Here is a 19,908-nt window from a genome sequence, read left to right as displayed (position 1 = left end):
AGAGTGGTGGGGATATACCCTTGTTCATCATATCATTTGAAGAAAATGAGGGGAATATGATTTTTAGGAGGCTATTAAGGTAATAGATTAGTGACTTTGAATAGATGTATTTTTTTGTTTCTTATTAGAATTAATAATAATATAACCGACTACAAAGATAAGAGGAATAATGAAGACATAGATAGGCATTCCCCATACATAATAGCTTTTCAGCGTTAAGACTAGTAAATGTAAGAAATCGAAAAGGGCGTGAGCTTTCATAATATCCTCCAATGTTTTTTTACAAATTATAACATTTAACACTTGTTATTTGTATAATTTGGAAAGTTATTTAAGCTAATTTTAAAGTAAGAAGAAGACATATTAATATGCAATTTTGCATAAGGATATGTATTTAATTAAAATATAAAGATTTTATACTATAATGAAAACCGCTATAAAACTAAGTAAGAATAATGTATGGAGTGGAGAATAGAAATGAAATATAAAAAAATAATATATATCTTTTTCATATCGCTATTTATAGTTGGTTGTCAAAGTGAAGTGAGTAAAGCGAATAGCGTGGAAGAGTATATTCCATCGCATCTTATGAATGCGGAAGTGACGGCGGATATTATGACACTAGAATTTCCTTATGAGATAAAAGAGAAATTAGAGAAAATAGGAAATAAAATGAGCGATAGTATTACAAATAATTTAGATTGGTATTTGAAGTATGCCGAAGAAGAAATTATACCGAAAAAAACGTTTCCTTATCATCAAAACTTAGGTATTACAAAAGAAGAATATGATTTTATGATAGATAAAATGAATAATGCAGAATATGTAAATACCAAAGACGGAAAACTCTTTTTTAAACAGAAAGATCATGAAATTCAAATTCTCTCTGATGAAAATTTGAAGCTAATTAAAAATATTCGAATTGATACAGAGAAGAATATAATTAAAACTCCTTTAGGAGAATGCGAATATGAAGGTGAAATAAAGGCGTCGGATGAACAAAAAGCTACTGGTCCATGGAGTGGGAAGATGTGGACTTTAAAAAGCGATGGATTACTTTATCATTTTTCATTAGGAAAGTTAAAAAACATAAACAAATCTATCATTTACATTTCAATAAAAGGTATATATAAAGATAGGATTATCAATACAGAAGAAGCAGTTGAATTTCACTCGGTTTCATAAAGAATCAAAAAAAACACCTTACTTGTTAAAGTAAGGTGTTTTTTTATTAAATAAACAATCCAGCGATTGTCGCAGATAAAATAGAAGCAAGTGTTGATGCAAATAGCATTTTCCAACCAAATTTAGAAACAACGCTTCCTTGCTTTTCAGAAAGGGCACGGATTGTACCAACGATTGCACCAATTTGGCTAATACTTGCGAAGCTAATTAAGAATACTGTAACGATTCCAACTGTACGTGGAGCTAATGTTGTAGCTGTGTCTTTTAAATCAAGGATTGCTACAAACTCATTTAAAACAATCTTCGTACCCATAATACCACCAGCTGGGATAATATCTTGAGTTGGAATACCCATTAAGAATGCGAATGGAGAAAGTACGTAACCGAAGATTTGTTGTAAAGTAACAGCATGTCCCATTGCGCCTGAAGCTGCACTAATTACGTAGTTTACAACTTCCATCACACCGATAAAGGCGATCATTAATGCGGCAACGATACCAGCTACTTTTAAACCATCAAGCGCACCGTTAATCATTGCGCCGATAAAGCTGTCTCCGAATAGAGTTCTATCAAATTTCTGAATCACTTCATCTTCTTTCTTCGTATCAACTGGTGTTAATAACGAACAAACGATTAAGCTTGAGAATAAGTTTAGCGGAAGAGCTGCCAGTACGTATTTTGCATCTAACATCATTACGTATGATGCTGTAACAGAAGCAGAAACGGAGCTCATCGCAGAACAACAAATGATAAACATACGGTTTTTATTGAAATGCTGTAAATCGTTTTTAATAACGATTAACGCTTCACTTGAACCGAAGAATACAGAGTTTACTGCGTGGAATGACTCAACACGTGGTAAACCAGTAATTTTTGAAATAGCACCGCCGACAACGCGAACGATGAATGGTAAAACACCTAAATAACTAAAGATTGAAAGTAGTGCTGAGAAAAATACGATAATTAATAATACGTTTAAGAAAAAGACAAAATCTCTGTGAATTCCATTAAAGAGAAAATCGACACCTGTCGTACCAAGTTTAATTAGTTTGTTGAAAACTTTACTAATGAAAATAATGATTTGTTGACCAATCTTTGTAGCAAACATAAACCAACCGATTAAAATTTGGAAACCAATCATAATTGCAATTGCACGGAAGTTGATTTTACTTTTGTTGTTTGACAAAGCAAAACATAAACCTAACACGGCAAGAATACCGATAATGCTCATTACATATTGCATGTAGTTGCCCCTTTCAGAAGTTCGTATAAAGTTTGTACATAAAACGCTCGTTATATTACTAAAAATAAAAGAACGAGGTTTTATGTCATACGTAAGATGTCTGACCTTTTAGAAAAATAAAAATAAAAAAAGACCCATATGGATTCACTTTCATCTATGAGAGAAAGCTAATCAATATGAGTCCTTTTTTGCGCATAGGCTAATATTCATTAGTTTTCCCCATAGTCCAGCAATTTAAGGTTGCCGGGTAGAAACTCTCGATCCATATTATCAAGTATATATGAGGTAACATCGTCCGTATTAAATTAGTAGTAGCGTAACATTAACAGAGAAGTATCGTCAATAGCTTTTTTTCTTCCAATAGAAAAAGACCATATAAGTATGATAAAATGTAACGCAGTGTTATGAAAAAGAGAGGTCGGAAAATGAGTACTAAAATGACGCCACCAGTTGAGAAAAACGAGTTTATAGATGTAGTATTTGAAGATTTAACACATGATGGTGCCGGTGTTGCGAAAGTAAAGGGCTATCCTATTTTCGTTAAAAACGGATTACCAGGTGAAGAAGCGCAAATTAAAATTATTAAAGTGAAGAAAAACTTCGCATTTGGCCGTTTAATGAAGCTTCATACAGAAAGCCCATATCGTAAAGATGCTGAATGCCCAGTATATAATCAGTGCGGCGGTTGTCAGCTTCAGCACTTAACTTATGAAGGACAATTACAAGCGAAAGAAAAACAAGTACGTGACGTTATGCAGCGTATCGGAGGACTAGCTGATGTTCCTGTTCATCCTGTACTTGGCATGAAGAATCCGTGGGTATACCGTAATAAAGCACAAGTACCAATCGGAGAACGTGAAGGCGGACTTGTAGCTGGTTTTTATCGCCAAGGAACGCATGACATCATTAATATGGAATCATGCTTAATTCAGGCAGAAGAAAACGATACATTAATCCAAGAAGTAAAACGTATTTGTGAAAAGCACGGTATCACTGCGTACAACGAAGAGCGTAACAAAGGAACACTTCGTCACGTAATGGCTCGTTACGGACAAGTAACAGGGGAAATTATGCTTGTCTTCATTACGCGTACAGCAGAATTGCCGAACAAAAAAGCAATTATTGAAGAAATTGCAGCGAAATTCCCAGAAGTAAAATCAATCGTTCAAAACGTAAATACGAAGCGTACAAACGTAATTTTCGGAGACAAAACGACAGTATTATACGGATCAGAATATATTTATGACTTTATCGGTGACATTAAATTTGCGATTTCAGCACGTTCATTCTATCAAGTAAATCCAGAACAAACGAAAGTGCTATACGATAAAACGTTAGAATACGCAAAATTAAATGGTAACGAAACAGTAATCGATGCCTATTGCGGAATCGGATCAATCTCGTTATTCCTAGCGCAAAAAGCGAAAAAAGTGTACGGCGTTGAAATCGTCCCAGAAGCAATTGAAGACGCAAACCGAAACGCAGCACTAAACAACATGACAAACGCTGAATTTGGCGTAGGAGAAGCAGAAGTAGTCATTCCTAAATGGTACAAAGAAGGCGTAATCGCCGACACAATGGTCGTAGACCCACCGCGTAAAGGCTGTGACGAAGCATTACTAAACACAATCATCGACATGAAGCCAAACCGCGTCGTATACGTATCGTGTAACCCAGCAACATTAGCACGTGATTTAAAAGTACTAGAAGAAGGCGGATATAAAACACAGGAAGTACAACCTGTTGATATGTTCCCGCATACGACGCATGTGGAGTGTGTGGCTTGGCTTAAGTTGGTATAATAGGAAAGCAGTTGATATAGGAAAATCTATACCATCTGCTTTTTGGTTTACAAAAATACCATTCATAAGCGATTTTAGTTAAAATAAATATTGCTGATTTTCACAAATTATAAATTGAGATTTTGAAATTGCATTCATAGTGAGAGGATTTGAATTTAAAATGATAGATAATTTTTGGCGTGAATTACCACGCCCATTTTTCGTACTTGCACCAATGGAAGATGTGACAGACGTTGTTTTCCGTCACGTAGTAAGTGAAGCAGGTCGTCCGGACGTATTCTTCACAGAGTTTACAAACTCGGATAGCTATTGTCATCCAGAAGGTATGAAAAGTGTACGTGGCCGTTTAATTTTTACAGAAGACGAACAGCCGATGGTGGCACATATTTGGGGAGACAATCCCGAATACTTCCGTCAAATGAGTATTGGTATGGCAGAGCTAGGATTTAAAGGTATCGATATTAACATGGGTTGCCCAGTTCCGAACGTTGCATCAAGAGGAAAAGGTAGTGGCCTTATTCTACGTCCAGACGTTGCAGCAGAACTTATCCAAGCAGCAAAAGCGGGTGGACTACCTGTCAGCGTAAAAACAAGACTTGGCTTTAAAGAGTTAAGCGAGTGGGAAGATTGGTTAACGCACATTTTCAAACAAGATATTGCAAACCTTTCTATTCACTTACGTACAAGAGAGGAAATGAGCCAAGTAGATGCGCATTGGGAACTAATTCCGGAAATAAAAAAATTACGTGACCGTATCGCACCAAATACGTTAATAACAATCAATGGAGACATCCTTGATCGTAAAATGGGGCTGGAACTTGCTGAAAAATACGGCATTGATGGCGTAATGATCGGACGAGGCATCTTCAAAAATCCATTTGCTTTTGAAAAAGAGCCAAGAGAGCATAGCAGTAAAGAGCACCTAGATCTTTTAAGACTACAACTTGATCTTCAAGATCAATATGCAGAAGTACTGCCACGCTCAATCACAGGGCTTCACCGCTTCTTCAAAATTTATGTAAAAGGCTTCCCTGGAGCTGCTGAATTGAGAAATCAATTGATGAGTACGAAATCGACTGATGAGGTGCGTGGATTGCTTGATAAGTTTGAGGCTAGTGTTGGTGAGGCACAGAATGGTGAGACGGTTTAACTTTTAAGCAGTTAAATCATTTCATATGTAGTGCATGACATGAGTGAGTTGAAAATAAGCGTAGAGCTGGAAAAGAACAGTGTATTTGAGAAATCAAAACACTGTTTTTTTTCTTTTAGTTAATGTTAAGAGAGAAATCTTTTTATAGGCATATAAAAAACATGTAAGAGCGCTGTAGATACAATGATAGAGAAAAGTTCGGGTAAGACTATAAAACATATCTTTAAAATGTTAAAGTATTAATTTAGCGGACAATAACTAAAAGGTTAGATTAAACATGATAATTTAAAGTAGGTTATAGCATAAACTTTAACCGCTGAATAAATAATCAACATTTCAGGAGGAAACACAATGGCAATGAGCAATAACGATATATTAAAAAGAGTAAGATACGCTTTAGATATAAAAGATATAGATATGGTAGAAATCTTTAAACTTGGCGGGATGGAAGTAAAGAAAGAAGACGTAGTTGATATGCTTACAAAAATAAAGAGAGCTCCTCAGCATGAAGCTGAAAATGATGAGGTAGTTGAAGATGAGTACGTAAAAACATGCGATATGATGATGTTAGAGGCATTTTTAAATGGATTTATTACTTTAAAAAGAGGAAAGCAAGATCCGAGACCAGGGCAGCCTGCACCTGTACAGAGCAAGGAGAGTGCCAATAACCTTCTTCTAAAGAAAATGAAAATCGCACTATCTTTAACGAGTGAGGATGTACTTGATATATTAGATAGCGTAGGCGTTACGGTAACAAAAGGAGAGTTAGGCGCTCTATTAAGAAAGAAAGGCCATAAAAATTACAAAGAGTGCGGCGATAGATACGCAAGGAATTTCATTAAGGGATTAGGTGTAAAGTATAGAGGGTAATAAGCTTGCTAAAGCAGTAAATGATATAATAGGTAGAGTAGGACGTTCGTATCCTACTCTTTTTTATTTGTAAAAATACTATGCTAGGTGATGAAATGGTACATACATATTTAGGTGAGACAATTAATTTTCATATAACTTATAAGAAGAAAAAGTCCGTGCGTCTTTTTGTGGATTCGTATGGAAATGTGGAAGTGCAGGCTCCGAAAGGAACACCTGTTGAATACTTAGTCCAGTTGCTAGAGGAGAAGTGGGATTGGATTCAGACAACACGTAAGGAAATGGCGGAGCGAGCGCATGGACCACAGGAAAAGGATTATGATCAAGGAGAGGGCTTTTTGTATTTAGGGAATACGTATCCGATACAGATTTCCCAAGATGCAAGCATTGAGCAAGACAATGCGATTTTTGAAGGGGATAAGTTACATATTTATGTGAAAGAGCTTAAGGATGAGAAAATACAACAAGCTTTAAAACGATTTTACTATAAGCGGTGTAAATCTTTAGTAGAGAAGAGTATTAAAGCGCATCAAAGTAACTTTAAAACAAAACCACGTTCTATTCGTATTACAGATAGTAGTCGTACTTGGGGTACTTGCGATTCGAATTTACAACTAACATTCAATTGGAAGCTAGCAATGGCACCACAGCGAGTAATTGACTATGTAGTTGTTCATGAAATGTGTCATATGGTTCATTTAAATCATGATCGATCTTTTTGGCGTCTTGTCGGGAAGATAATGCCTGATTATAAAGAAATGGAGAATTGGTTAGCGTTATCTAGTTGGAAGATGACGGTTTAGGAAGGAATATCGATTTTTGTCTGTAAATCGATATTTCTTGTCGAATCGTTGATATATTGTGAGTTTTGATAGATATATTTTAAAAATCGTTGATATATTGTGAGTTTTGATAGATATATTTTAAAAATCGTTGATATATTGTGAGTTTTGATAGATATATTTTAAAAATCGTTGATATATTGTAAGTTATGATAGATATATTCGAAAAATCGTTGATATAATTTCATTTACCACAGGATTGTTCAACAAATCGAAAAGAGGAGATGTCACAAGGGACATCTCCTCTTTTCGAGTATATAGATTATCGCCCAAACTTCACAATGAAAGTATCTGCTGTTTTCTCCATCTCATACCCAAGATACCCCTCCGAAAGCAAAGCCTGCTGTCCACTAGCATCACTCATTAGAATACTTTGAATATCCGTCCAATCGCTTTCTTTATCTCCGCGCAATTTCTTCACAAAAACATACCGCAGACTACCACCATACTTCTCCTTTAGCGCAGCAATCGCCATCCCTTGCGCAAACTTATCCTTCAAACTCGGGATGTTAAAAGGAGCAACGGTGCAGCATACATAATCATATTTGCTATCTTCTTTTTGCAATTCGTCCATGATGACGTTTGCTAATATTTTTTGCATACCATTTCCTCGGTAGTTCGGATGAACGTTTGAGATTTCTTGATAGATGACGCGGTGCAGTTCACTTTCTGATAGACCAATATCAAGCCCTAAATGTTCATCGTCGATAGGAGGGACGAGTAGGGCACGAAATGCGATGAGTTCGTTTTCGATAAAAGCACCGATCATCATGCCATTTCCTTCTAGAATGTATTGAAATTCTTCTTGTGAAAGTGGTTGTAAACGGCTTTTATCTTCTAGTGCTTCAACTACAACGTTCTGTAGTAATGAAATTTGTTCGATGTGCTCTTTGGATAGTAATGTAACATGAAATGGATCGTTATTTTGTTTTAATGATCCTTTGTATAGAACTGTCATGCGTTAGTCCTCCTTTAGCGTACAACGTCTTGAAATACGGTTAGTTCTTGTAGTGTATCTTCGTTTATTTCAATGCCAAGTCCTGGCTTTTCGTTTAAGCGAATAAATGGTACATCGTAATGTAAGTTTCCGATGTCTTTCGTGAACTTTAATGGACCTGTAAGTTCAACGCTCGTAATGATTTTCTTTGAGAAAGCGACATGGAATCCTGCGGAAGAGGCAACAGATGATTCGACCATTGATCCCACTTGGCATTCAATGCCGGCCATTTCTGCTTGATGAGCGAGTTTTACAGCGGGATATATGCCGCCGCATTTCATTAGTTTTATATTTACTTTATCAGCCGCGTCTAATTTAATGATTTGGCGCATTTCACGAGAACCTTTTAATCCTTCATCAATCATAAGCGGAAGGTCTGTTTTCGAACGAATGTGAGCCATTGCGTCAATATCGTCTGCAATGACAGGCTGTTCAATCCAGTCGATGTTTAAATGACCTAATGAACGAAGTGCCATTAATGTGTTGGCGCTATTTTTCCAACCTTGGTTTACATCAACACGAATCGCAATATCAATTCCTACACGTTCACGTACCGCTTCAATTCTTTTTACATCTTCTAGTACATTTGTACCGACTTTCATTTTGAAAGATTGGTAACCTTTTTGAATCATGGAAGCAGCTTCTTCAGCCATGGCTTTAGGTTCGGCGATACTTAAGACGTGAGTGACAGGAAAGTCTTCATGGTAGCGTCCGCCAATTAATTGATATACAGGTTGATTTAATTTTTTGCCCATTATATCAAAACAAGCAATATCAATTGCGGCTTTCGCTGTTGGAACACCGTAAATTGTATTGTCCATCATATCGTGTATTTTCTCGATATTCATTGGATTGCATCCGATGAGTGCGGGAGCGAGTGTATGTTTTAAAGTATGGAAAGTACTTTCCCATGATTCGCCTGTAACGTGATCGTCAGCAACGCCTTCACCATAACCGATAGTTCCTTCATCTGTTTCCATTTTGACGATAATAGAAGGCATATCAGAATAAGAACCGTAACTAATAACAAACGGATCGCGAAGCGGTAAACGAATTGCGTAAAGATGAATAGCTGTAATTTTCATTGAATAGAAACCCCTTCCTGTTTACAATAGTTTTATACATTTGATATAGTTGACGTTAAATAGTCGTTAATTAATGATAAGGAGTTAGAGAAAATGATGATAAAAATTGCAGTTGTCGGTTCAAAGGAATTTATGGACAACCTTTTTCCCATTGCTCAAAAATTAGAAGGAATAGAAATTGATCCATATATTTACCTTCATCCGGCGGAATCTTCTGAACTATTAAAGTGTTTAAAGCCTTGTGATGTCATCTTTTTCTCAGGTGCTTTACCTTATTATATGGCAAAAGAAATAAGAGAACAATTACGAATTCCAAGTATATACTTACAGCAAGACGAGACAACTGTCGCATCTTCAATTCTTTCTATCATGTATCATCAAAGTATTCAACCACATAACATTTCCATCGATTTAGTAGACCGCTCTTTTATTACAAATGTGTTCCATGATATCGGTATAAAAGAAAGCCCGCAAGTGTTGGATTATGAAAATATGCTGTGGAGTAAAGATGAGATAAATAGAGTTATCGATTTTCATGTAGCTAAATATCAATCTGGAGAGGCTCATTTAGCTTTAACTAGTATTCACGCTGTTTACGACGAGCTTCAAAAAATAGGTGTTCCTTCAGAGCGTATGATTGATCCAACACAATCCATTATACATGGGCTAAAAGATGCAAAAATAAAAGCTGAGTTAGCAAAAAGCTATTCAGCTACTGTTGGTGCTTGTATTATTTCTTCCTTAGAATTACGAACGAGTTTGCTTGAAAAACTAGATGTCATTTCAAAAGAACTACGTGGTTCATTTAAACAAGTGGATGAAATGACATGCATTTTGTATACAACTCGTGGTGATATCGAATCAATTATTAAAACAAATGCGATAGATAACTTGTTTGCGAGCGTAGAAGGAACGATAGCTATTGGATTTGGTTATGGGAAAACCGTGAAAGAAGCGGAGCAAAATGCAAAAATTGCTCAAAGTTTTGCAAAGAACAATCCAATAGATCGTTGTTTTTATATACTAACAAGTGATAAAGATTTGTTTGGTCCGTTCCCGAAAGAACAGAGAGTACAAAGTTTGAAAAATGATAATCCGGAACTAATGAAAATAGCGAAGGAAACGAAGCTTAGTCCGGCCAACTTGTCAAAAATCATTCAATTTAGTCAATCGCACCCGTCATTGAAGTTTACAGCAGCTGACCTTTCTGAGTATTTACAAGTGACTCGAAGATCGACAGAAAGGTTGTTAAAGAAATTAGTTGATTACGGGTATGCTCATATTTGCGGCGAGGAAATGCCCTATCAACAAGGGCGACCTCGCGCACTATATGAACTGAATTTACCGCTATTTTTAAGCTTCTAGTTGAGCTTTTTGTTTCTTTAGTAGTTCTGCTTTTTCAATGTCTGATAGTTTTACAATTGTGAAGCCTGTTATACCATAAATGATTGAGATAATAGGTACGATGAAATTCAAAATAGCATAAGGGGCATATTCAAATGCACCTACGCCAAGTGTAGCGAGAATAAATACACCGCACGTATTCCAAGGAACGAAGACAGAAGTTAATGTTCCGCCATCTTCTAATGCTCTGGATAAGTTTTTTGAATGTAGTCCTTTTTCTGTGTATGCATTTGCGTACATTCTTGAAGGGACAACAATTGAAATATATTGTTCAGAGCAAGTAAGGTTTGTTGCAAAACAAGATGCGATAGTAGAAGCGATAAGCCCTTTTGCTGATTTCGCTAACTTTAAAATTTGATTTACAATTGAGCGAAGAATACCTGTATGTTCTAATACTCCTCCGAAAGTCATAGCGACAATTGTCATAGAGACTGTATTCATCATCGAATCTAAGCCACCGCGGTTAAATAGTTCGTCTACTAGCTTGTTTCCAGTGTCTATAACAAATCCAGCTTGGAGTGCACCGACAGATGCTGAGACAGAACCACCTTGAATAAAGACTTGTGATAAGAATCCTAAAATAATACCGACGAGAATCGCTGGTATAGCAGGGACTTTTTTAGCGACCAATACCATAACGACTACGGGTATAATGAGTAGAAAAGGCGAGATAACAAAGTTTTGTTGCAATACTTGTAACGTTTGATCGATACTCTTCGCATCAATATTGTTAGCGCCGAAGCTTCTTCCTAAGACCGCGTAGACGATAAGAGTAATAATTAAACCTGGAACTGTAGTAAATAACATATGACGAATGTGTGCGAATAAATCTGTATTTGTTAATCCTGCGGCTAAGTTAGTTGTATCTGAAAGCGGTGACATTTTATCGCCAAAATAAGAGCCTGAAATAATGGCACCAGCAACCATTGGGGCTGGAATTCCCATACTTAGGCCAATTCCCATTCCAGCAACACCAATTGTGCCCATTGTAGACCAAGAGCTACCAATTGCTAATGCTACGATAGAACAAATGACGGTAATGGAAACTAAAAATAGTGATGGAATTAAAAGTTTTAAACCGTAATAAATCATCGTTGCGACGATTCCACCGCCAATCCAAGCACCAATTGTTAAGCCAACAAGAATAATAATGACGATAGCGGGTAATGCAAGACGAATCCCTTTATACATTGCTTCTTCAAGATCATTCCATTTGTAACCGTAACGCCAAGCGACAATAGAAGCAACGGTTGTACCAATAATAAGTGGAACGTGAGGGGTTTGTTTTAATACAACAATTGTAACCATCATAACTGCAACGGTAATGATAATAGGGATAATCGCTATTCCAAAAGGTATTTCTTTTTTCATAAAGTTCCTCCTTGTTACGTATGTTTGTTTGTATTTTTAGAATTGTCGTAAAATAGACGTTTATTAGGTTATGATAACTAAAAGTTTATGTAAGCGTCAACATAAAAAACAGAAAATAAGGAATGTTCTAGTTGTTTGTTTAGTTTGTAATATAAGTGCAGAGTAAGCTTTTTAAGTATTTAAAAATAAATAATTGACTTTTTTCTTAAAATTCAATATGTTCATAAAAACATCTGTTTTTCATAAGTATAATTAACCCGAATCGTTTGTAATGTGGGAAGGAGACTGGAACGTTGAAAACATTAGAACTACAAGAGCGCTTAACGGAGATTTTTCAGCATTTACACGAAAACCCTGAAGTAAGTTGGAAAGAATATGAAACGACAGCGTATATTACTGACTTTTTAAAAGAAGAAGGAATTTCATATAGAACATTTGATGATTGTCCAGGTGTAATTGCTGAGATTGGAGGCGGGAATCCAGTTATTGCGATTCGTGCTGATATGGATGCACTTTGGCAAGAAGTAAATGGAGAATTTAAAGCGAACCATTCATGTGGCCATGATGCTCATATGACCATTGTAATGGGACTTATTTTACAATTGAAAAATATGAGATGGAAAAGTGGTACGGTTAGATTTATTTTTCAGCCAGCAGAAGAGAAGGGGAATGGTGCTTTGAAGATGGTGGAGAAAGGTGCTGTAGATGATGCTGATTTCTTATTTGGCGTCCACCTAAGACCAATTGAAGAACTATCTTTGAAACAAGCAGCCCCATCTATTCGTCATGGAGCAGCAGGATTTTTAGAGGGTATGATTCATGGGGAGGATGCACACGGGGCAAGACCACATCAAGGTGTGAATGCAATTGATGTCATTTCCATGATTAATATCGGTTTGAAAAATATTTGGCTGCCACCGCAAAGTTCTTATTCAGTAAAAATGACGAGATGCCAAGCTGGTGGTGATAATTTAAATATTATTCCGGGAAATGGTCATTTCAGTTTAGATGTAAGAGCAGAGAGTAATATACTATTAGAAGAATTAAAGAAAAAGATTGAGCATGTAATAGAATCAGCTGCATCGATGGGATCAAAAACTTCATACGAATGGATGGATCTTGCACCAGGAGCAGAGGTTTCCGAAGAAGCAGAGCGCTTTATGCGTAAAGGTATTCTCGAAGTGTATGGGGAAGAGAGATGCACAGGGCCTCTCTATACGACAGGAAGCGATGATTTCCATTACTATACAGTGAAAAGGCCACTTTTAAAAGCTGTCATGCTTGGACTAGGAGCAGACCTACAACCTGGATTACACCATCCGTATATGAGGTTTGATCATAGTTGTATTATGGATGGGGTAGAAATATTGAAACAAACTGTATTGAAAGTGTTAGAAGACAGGGGCTAGAGAGCTCCTGTTTTTTTGTCGTGAATTGTCGGTAAATCGATATATTTGAAAAACCGTTGATATATTTTGAGTTATGATAGATATATTGAGAAAATCGTTGATATATTTGAAGTTACGATAGATATATTAAGAAAATCGTTAATATAATTTCACGTACCTATTAATTTGATGAAAAATGAGCCTCCAGTACATGGTGTATAATAATAAGTACCATTTTTTAATAGGAGAAGACGAATGAACGAACAATATTACGATGCAGTTTTACATATAAAAACAGTCGGTGAGCAAAAAGGGTTTAACAAGTCTATGCATTATCATCGCTATGAACCGACACCGTATAGTGGGTTAGATGAGTTATTGAATCAATATGAAATACGAAGTAGCGACCGAATTGTAGACTTTGGGTGCGGAAAAGGGCGATTAAACTTTTATATGCATCATAAATGTGGTGCTTCAGCAGTTGGAATTGAAATGAATGAAGAGTTTTATAAAGAAGCGATGGATAATCGAGATCGTTATGCACGAAAGGCACGAAACAGTAAGGGGAAAATTCAATTCCAATGTTGTTTAGCGCAGGAATATGAGATTGATCCACATGATAATAGGTTTTATTTCTTTAATCCGTTTTCTGTGCAAGTGTTTATGAATGTAGTAAATAACATTTTGCTTTCAGTAGAAGAAACGGGGAGAGAAGTAGATATTATTTTATATTATCCTTCTGAGGACTATATTTTCTTCTTAGAAAATCAGACTGCGTTTGAGCTGAAGAAAGAAGTTAGATTGTCAGGTGCTTATGAGAAGAATGGGAATGAGAGGTTTTTAGTTTATACATTAGGGTAATAAAAAAACAGGTGCCAAGGCACCTGTTTTTTTATTAGTTACGGATTAAGTAATCAAATGCACCTAAAGCTGCGTTTGCACCTGAACCCATAGAGATGATGATTTGTTTGTACGGATTATTTGTACAGTCACCTGCAGCAAACACTCCTGGTACGTTTGTAGCGCCGTGCTTGTCTGTTACGATTTCACCGCGAACGCGTTCAACTGTTTCGCCTAACCAGTCTGTGTTTGGCACAAGACCGATTTGTACGAATACACCTTGTAACTCAACGTGATGAACTTCTTCAGTTTCACGATCGATGTAAGAAATACCGTTTACTTTATCAGTACCAGTGATTTCTTTCGTTTGAACGTTTTTCAGAACAGTTACGTTTGGTAAGCTGTTAAGACGCTCTTGTAATACAGCATCAGCTTTTAATTCTGGCATGAATTCAAGAACAGTTACGTGCTTAACGATACCTGCTAAGTCGATAGCTGCTTCAATACCAGAGTTACCTCCACCGATAACTGCTACGTCTTTTCCAGTGAATAATGGACCGTCACAGTGTGGGCAATATGCTACACCTTTATTTTTGAACTCAGCTTCACCTGGTACGCCAACATTACGCCAGCGAGCACCTGTAGAAACGATTACGCTCTTACTTTTCAGAATAGCGCCGTTTTCAAGTTCCACTTCAATAAGTTCTTTTTTCTCTAAACGTTTCGCACGTTGTAGATTCATTACATCGATGTCGTATTCTTTTACGTGCTCTTCAAGGCTTGCTACTAGCTTAGGACCTTCAGTCTTTTTCACGCTGATGAAGTTCTCAATGCCCATAGTATCCATTACTTGACCACCGAAGCGCTCAGCAACGATACCAGTGCGGATGCCTTTACGTGCTGCGTAAATTGCTGCACTTGCACCAGCAGGGCCGCCACCAACAACAAGAACATCGTATGGATCTTTATCAGAAAGCTCTGATGCATCTGGACCGTTACCCATTTTAGCTAAAATTTCTTCAAGTGTCATACGACCGCTTCCGAAAGATTCGCCGTTTAGGTAAACAGTTGGTACTGCCATAATGTCTTTGCTTTCTACTTCCTCTTTGAATGCAGCGCCATCAATCATAGTATGTGTAATACCAGGGTTAAGAACGCTCATTACGTTAAGAGCTTGTACAACATCAGGACAGTTATGACAACTTAGGCTGATATAAGATTCAAAATGATATTCGCCTTGAATGTTTTTAATTTGATCGATTAATTTTTGTTCAACTTTTGGAGCGCGTCCACTTACTTGTAGTAAAGCTAACACTAATGATGTAAATTCGTGTCCTAATGGAATACCAGCGAATACGACACCAGTGTTTTCACCAGGGCGGTTTACGCTAAAGCTTGGTGTTCTCTCTAATTCAACTTTTTCTACTGTAATCTTAGATGACATAGTAGCTAATTCGTCTACTAGAGCTAACATATCTTTAGATACGTTATCGTCTCCTGTGCTTACCTTAAGTAAAATATCGTTCTCCATTAATTGAAGGTATTGGGATAGTTGTGTTTTTATATCTGCATCTAGTATCATTTTGATCGAACTCCTTAGATTTTGCCTACAAGGTCAAGGCTTGGTTTAAGTGTTGCAGAACCCTCTTGCCATTTAGCTGGGCAAACTTCACCTGGGTTGTTACGTACGTATTGAGCAGCTTTAATTTTGTTAACAAGAATGCTTGCGTCACGGCCGATACCGTCAGCATTGATTTCCATAGATTGGATAACGCCGTCTGGATCGATGATGAATGTACCACGAGCAGCAAGACCTTCTTCTTCCATTAAAACGTTGAAGTTTGTAGTGATTGTGCGAGTTGGGTCACCAATCATGATGTACTCGATTTTGCCGATAGTTTCTGAGCTATCATGCCATGCTTTGTGAGTGAAGTGAGTGTCTGTAGATACAGAGTATACTTCAACGCCTAAGTCTTTTAGAGTTGCGTATTGGTTTTGTAAGTCTTCAAGTTCAGTTGGGCAAACGAATGTGAAGTCAGCTGGGTAGAAACAAACTACACTCCATTTTCCTTTTAAACTTTCGTCAGTAACTTGGATAAATTCTCCATTATGGTAAGCATTAGCTTTAAACGGTTTTACTTCTGTGCCGATTAATAACATATTAAAATTCCTCCTAAATGTTGGTTTTGAGCATCAAAAAATAGTGTGCTCATAAAATATATTTTTTAATTAACTATAATAATTCTAATTCGATATTAATTATCATATAGAAGTGGTTATTTTGTCAAGAGAATAAACCAACTTTATACCGATTTAATTAATATTTATTCTCAATTAAGGCTAACAGAGAATGGAAAGGTAACTTTAAGTTTATAAATTTTCAATGATTGTTTGAAAGAGTAGTGTGTATGTTAGAGATATGGTGTAAGTGTAAATTCTTAGGAAGGAAATATTTCTTAGAAGTTATGTATTTGAAAAGGAACTGCTTATTTCTATTTTACAAAGAATTGTGCGATAAATAAAATGAATCGAAATCTTTTTGAACAATTTTTGTCATCTCAAATATATAATTAGGAAGTATATTACGATGATAGTTAGAAATATTGACTCAAAGTGCTAAAGAGATATAATAAAACCTAGATATACCTTTCAAAAAGAAGAATACATATTTATAGGATGAAAAAATTCAACCTATTATTTTTTATAGCTTTTAGAAAACGCTTACAATTGGTGTGGAGGGGAAACCATGTCTAAGTTCACAAAGTATTTTTTAATGGAAGCTAAAGATGTGATTGCATATGTGAAAGAGAAATTATCTAAGTTTGAACATGCAAAGGGGTTACAGTGTAAAGAAATAGGTGATGGCAATTTAAATTATGTGTTCCGCGTTTGGGATGAAAAAGAGAACATGTCTGTCATCGTAAAGCAAGCTGGGGATACGGCTCGCATTTCAGATGAGTTTAAGTTGTCGACGAATCGTATTCGCATAGAATCAGATGTTTTGCAGTTAGAGGATGAGTTAGCACCTGGACTTGTTCCTAAGGTGTATTTATTTGATAGTGTGATGAACTGTTGCGTAATGGAAGATTTATCGAATCACACAATATTACGTACAGCACTTATAAATCATCAAATATTTCCGCGGCTTGCTGACGACTTAACTACTTTTATGGTAAATACACTTTTATTAACATCGGATGTTGTAATGAATCATAAAGAGAAGAAGGAACTTGTGAAGAATTATATAAATCCTGAATTATGTGAGATTACAGAGGACCTCGTATATTCAGAACCATTTACAAATCATAATAAGCGTAATGAGTTATTTCCTTTAAATGAGGGATGGATTAGGGAGCATATTTATAGTGATAAAGAGCTTCGTATGGAAGTAGCGAAACGTAAATTTTCTTTTATGACGAATGCACAGGCGCTTATTCATGGTGATTTACATACTGGTTCTGTTTTTGTAAGAGATGATTCTACAAAGGTTATTGATCCTGAGTTTGCTTTTTATGGACCTATGGGATATGACGTCGGGAATGTAATGGCGAATTTAATGTTTGCTTGGGTGAATGCAGATGCAACGATGCTACCTGGAGCTGAGAAAGATACGTATATGGATTGGTTACAAACTACGATGGTAGAGGTAATTGATTTATTTAAGAAGAAGTTTTTAGATGCTTGGGATATTCATGTGACCGAGATTATGGCGAAGGAAGAAGGCTTTAACGAAGCCTATTTACAATCTGTATTAGAGGATACAGCTGCAGTGACAGGTCTTGAATTAATCCGCCGTATTGTTGGATTAGCGAAAGTAAAAGATATTACTTGTATTGAGAATGAGGAAGCACGTGCTAGAGCGGAGCGAATTTGTCTTAAAGTAGCGAAGAGTTTTATTTTACGAGCGAATCAATATAGAACGGGTACAAGTTTTGTAGAAACGTTAAAAGAACAGTCAATGCACTACGCGGAGTAAGGGGAGAATATGATGGAAGAGCAATTAATACCAATTCAGTGGAAAGATGATGCTTTAGTTTTGTTAGATCAAACGTTATTACCGAATGAAATTGTTTATGAATCTTTTAAAACAGCTGAAAGTGTGTGGGATGCCATTCAAGTAATGAAAGTACGAGGTGCACCAGCGATTGGTGTTTCAGCAGCTTATGGAGTGTATTTAGGGATAAAGGAATTTGCTGAAGGTACGGAAGAAGGATTTATGGATGAAGTAAGAAAGGTATGTACATACTTGGCGACATCAAGACCGACTGCCGTAAATTTATTTTGGGCACTTGAAAGAATGGAAAGTGTAGCGACAGATAATATTCATTTATCAATCTCACAGCTGAAAAATAGATTACTAGAAGAGGCAAAAGAGATTCATAGAGAAGATGAAGAAATTAACCGTCAAATTGGAGAACATGCATTAACATTATTCCATGATGGAATGGGAGTATTAACACATTGTAATGCTGGTGCGTTAGCGACGACTAAGTATGGTACTGCGACGGCTCCAATGTACTTAGCGAAAGAAAAAGGATGGGACTTAAAAATCTTTTCGGATGAAACACGTCCAAGATTACAAGGGTCAACGTTAACGGCATTAGAACTACAGCGAGCGGGAATTGATGTTACTGTTATTACGGATAATATGGCAGCTATGGTCATGTCACAAGGGAAGATTGATGCAGTAATCGTTGGATGCGATCGTGTGGCAGCGAACGGTGATATAGCAAATAAAATTGGCACATTAGGCGTATCTATTTTAGCTAAGTACTACAACATTCCGTTTTATGTAGCAGCGCCAACACCGACAATCGACTTAAAAACACCGACAGGAAAAGAAATTCCCATCGAGGAAAGAGATGCTTCGGAAGTGATTAATCGCTTCGGACAATATTCTGCTCCGAAAGAAAGTAAAGTATATAATCCAGCATTTGATGTTACTCCACATGAAAATGTAACAGCGATTGTTACAGAAAAAGGGATTGTAAAGGCACCGTTTACGGAGAATTTAAAAAAGCTATTTCAATAAGTAGATAAATGTAAAAGTCAGTCATCATAAGCTTCATACTTAGGGGGATGTATATGTTATTACAAAAAGAAAGAGAAGAAATTGTAGCGTATGGAAAGAAAATGATTTCTAGTGGTTTAACAAAGGGGACGGGTGGTAATATTAGTATCTTTAATCGTGAACAAGGTCTTGTTGCGATTAGCCCAAGTGGTTTAGAGTATTATGAAACAAAGCCTGAAGATGTAGTTATATTAAACCTAGATGGTGAAGTAGTAGAAGGAGAGAGAAAACCATCAAGTGAATTAGATATGCACCTTATTTACTATAGGAAGCGTGAAGATATAAATGCGCTTGTGCATACACATTCTCCTTACGCGAAGACGATTGCGTCATTAGGATGGGAGCTTCCGGCTGTGTCATATTTAATTGCTTTTGCAGGCCCGAATGTCCGCTGTGCGCCGTATGAAACATTTGGTACGAAGCAATTAGCGGATGCTGCTTTTGAAGGCATGATTGATCGCCGAGCTGTGCTACTTGCAAATCACGGTTTAATTGCTGGTGCAAATAATATAAAAATGGCGTTTACTGTTGCAGAAGAGATTGAGTTTTGTGCTCAAATTTATTATCAAACGAAAAGCATTGGGGAACCAAAGCTATTGCCAGAAGATGAGATGGAGAATTTGGCGAAGAAGTTTGAAGGGTATGGGCAGCAGTAGAATG

Annotated in this window: 18 protein-coding genes and 1 riboswitch; of the genes, 11 read left to right on the top strand and 7 right to left on the bottom strand. The window is 36.6% G+C overall.

Annotated features, from left to right (window positions below; genetic code table 11):
- Positions 1-87: 87 nt before the first annotated feature.
- Positions 88-261, bottom strand: a complete 174-nt coding sequence (locus tag MR168_RS08845) for a hypothetical protein (RefSeq protein WP_000643595.1) — start codon at positions 259-261, stop codon at positions 88-90.
- Between the two features lie 216 nt (positions 262-477).
- Between MR168_RS08845 and MR168_RS08840 the strand changes: the two genes are divergently transcribed.
- Positions 478-1,185 carry a hypothetical protein gene (locus tag MR168_RS08840; RefSeq protein ID WP_000875597.1) on the top strand — a complete coding sequence of 236 codons (708 nt, stop codon included), beginning with the start codon at positions 478-480 and terminating at the stop codon, positions 1,183-1,185.
- A 46-nt stretch (positions 1,186-1,231) separates the two neighbouring features.
- On the opposite strand, the gene MR168_RS08835 is transcribed toward MR168_RS08840, so the two are convergent.
- On the bottom strand, positions 1,232-2,428 hold the full coding sequence (locus MR168_RS08835; protein WP_001200491.1) for a NupC/NupG family nucleoside CNT transporter: 1,197 nt from the start codon (positions 2,426-2,428) through the stop codon (positions 1,232-1,234).
- A gap of 202 nt (positions 2,429-2,630) precedes the next feature.
- A riboswitch (purine riboswitch) is annotated at positions 2,631-2,732 on the bottom strand.
- Between the two features lie 121 nt (positions 2,733-2,853).
- Here MR168_RS08835 and rlmD point away from each other — a divergent pair.
- From rlmD to MR168_RS08815, 4 genes are all read left to right on the top strand, one after another.
- Entirely contained in the window at positions 2,854-4,230 is a 1,377-nt protein-coding gene (gene rlmD, locus MR168_RS08830; protein WP_000105019.1) for a 23S rRNA (uracil(1939)-C(5))-methyltransferase RlmD, read from the top strand.
- Between the two features lie 160 nt (positions 4,231-4,390).
- Positions 4,391-5,380 (top strand): tRNA dihydrouridine synthase, encoded by a 990-nt coding sequence (locus tag MR168_RS08825; RefSeq protein WP_000566710.1) that lies wholly within the window; start codon positions 4,391-4,393, stop codon positions 5,378-5,380.
- Positions 5,381-5,731: 351 nt separating this feature from the next.
- Complete coding sequence (locus MR168_RS08820; RefSeq protein ID WP_242291239.1) at positions 5,732-6,250, top strand: YehS family protein; 519 nt, start codon at positions 5,732-5,734, stop codon at positions 6,248-6,250.
- Positions 6,251-6,345: 95 nt separating this feature from the next.
- Positions 6,346-7,053: a M48 family metallopeptidase gene (locus MR168_RS08815; protein ID WP_078438914.1), complete on the top strand. Its 708-nt coding sequence runs from the start codon at positions 6,346-6,348 to the stop codon at positions 7,051-7,053.
- 301 nt (positions 7,054-7,354) lie between these two features.
- Here the strand turns inward: MR168_RS08815 and MR168_RS08810 are convergent, their stop codons facing one another.
- Together MR168_RS08810 and MR168_RS08805 are read right to left on the bottom strand one after the other, a co-directional pair.
- Complete coding sequence (locus MR168_RS08810; protein ID WP_086412259.1) at positions 7,355-8,050, bottom strand: GNAT family N-acetyltransferase; 696 nt, start codon at positions 8,048-8,050, stop codon at positions 7,355-7,357.
- Between the two features lie 14 nt (positions 8,051-8,064).
- Entirely contained in the window at positions 8,065-9,174 is a 1,110-nt protein-coding gene (locus MR168_RS08805; protein WP_086412258.1) for a mandelate racemase/muconate lactonizing enzyme family protein, read from the bottom strand.
- A 93-nt stretch (positions 9,175-9,267) separates the two neighbouring features.
- On the opposite strand from MR168_RS08805, the gene MR168_RS08800 reads away from it, so the two are divergent.
- Positions 9,268-10,539: a hypothetical protein gene (locus MR168_RS08800; protein ID WP_000972797.1), complete on the top strand. Its 1,272-nt coding sequence runs from the start codon at positions 9,268-9,270 to the stop codon at positions 10,537-10,539.
- On the opposite strand, the gene nhaC is transcribed toward MR168_RS08800, so the two are convergent.
- Entirely contained in the window at positions 10,528-11,949 is a 1,422-nt protein-coding gene (nhaC, locus tag MR168_RS08795; RefSeq protein ID WP_086412257.1) for a Na+/H+ antiporter NhaC, read from the bottom strand. The two genes, MR168_RS08800 and nhaC, sit on opposite strands and share 12 nt — an antisense overlap.
- Positions 11,950-12,242: 293 nt before the next feature.
- On the opposite strand from nhaC, the gene MR168_RS08790 reads away from it, so the two are divergent.
- Together MR168_RS08790 and MR168_RS08785 are read left to right on the top strand one after the other, a co-directional pair.
- Positions 12,243-13,358 carry a M20 peptidase aminoacylase family protein gene (locus tag MR168_RS08790; RefSeq protein ID WP_242291238.1) on the top strand — a complete coding sequence of 372 codons (1,116 nt, stop codon included), beginning with the start codon at positions 12,243-12,245 and terminating at the stop codon, positions 13,356-13,358.
- Positions 13,359-13,592: 234 nt separating this feature from the next.
- Positions 13,593-14,198: an SAM-dependent methyltransferase gene (locus MR168_RS08785; RefSeq protein ID WP_001005627.1), complete on the top strand. Its 606-nt coding sequence runs from the start codon at positions 13,593-13,595 to the stop codon at positions 14,196-14,198.
- A 34-nt stretch (positions 14,199-14,232) separates the two neighbouring features.
- On the opposite strand, the gene ahpF is transcribed toward MR168_RS08785, so the two are convergent.
- Together ahpF and ahpC are read right to left on the bottom strand one after the other, a co-directional pair.
- Complete coding sequence (ahpF, locus tag MR168_RS08780; RefSeq protein ID WP_086412256.1) at positions 14,233-15,759, bottom strand: alkyl hydroperoxide reductase subunit F; 1,527 nt, start codon at positions 15,757-15,759, stop codon at positions 14,233-14,235.
- A 14-nt stretch (positions 15,760-15,773) separates the two neighbouring features.
- Complete coding sequence (gene ahpC, locus MR168_RS08775) at positions 15,774-16,337, bottom strand: alkyl hydroperoxide reductase subunit C (protein ID WP_000924420.1); 564 nt, start codon at positions 16,335-16,337, stop codon at positions 15,774-15,776.
- A gap of 586 nt (positions 16,338-16,923) precedes the next feature.
- Here ahpC and mtnK point away from each other — a divergent pair.
- The 3 genes from mtnK to MR168_RS08760 are packed head-to-tail and all read left to right on the top strand — an operon-like array spanning position 16,924 to position 19,904.
- Complete coding sequence (gene mtnK, locus MR168_RS08770) at positions 16,924-18,153, top strand: S-methyl-5-thioribose kinase (protein WP_086412255.1); 1,230 nt, start codon at positions 16,924-16,926, stop codon at positions 18,151-18,153.
- A 9-nt stretch (positions 18,154-18,162) separates the two neighbouring features.
- Positions 18,163-19,209 (top strand): S-methyl-5-thioribose-1-phosphate isomerase, encoded by a 1,047-nt coding sequence (mtnA, locus tag MR168_RS08765; RefSeq protein WP_086385321.1) that lies wholly within the window; start codon positions 18,163-18,165, stop codon positions 19,207-19,209.
- Between the two features lie 53 nt (positions 19,210-19,262).
- On the top strand, positions 19,263-19,904 hold the full coding sequence (locus tag MR168_RS08760; RefSeq protein ID WP_000926554.1) for an L-fuculose-phosphate aldolase: 642 nt from the start codon (positions 19,263-19,265) through the stop codon (positions 19,902-19,904).
- Positions 19,905-19,908: the final 4 nt, after the last annotated feature.

The organism is Bacillus cereus group sp. BfR-BA-01356 (genome assembly GCF_022663635.1).
GTDB classification, from domain to species: domain Bacteria; phylum Bacillota; class Bacilli; order Bacillales; family Bacillaceae_G; genus Bacillus_A; species Bacillus_A cereus.
This window is presented reverse-complemented; position numbering and strand designations above follow the sequence as displayed.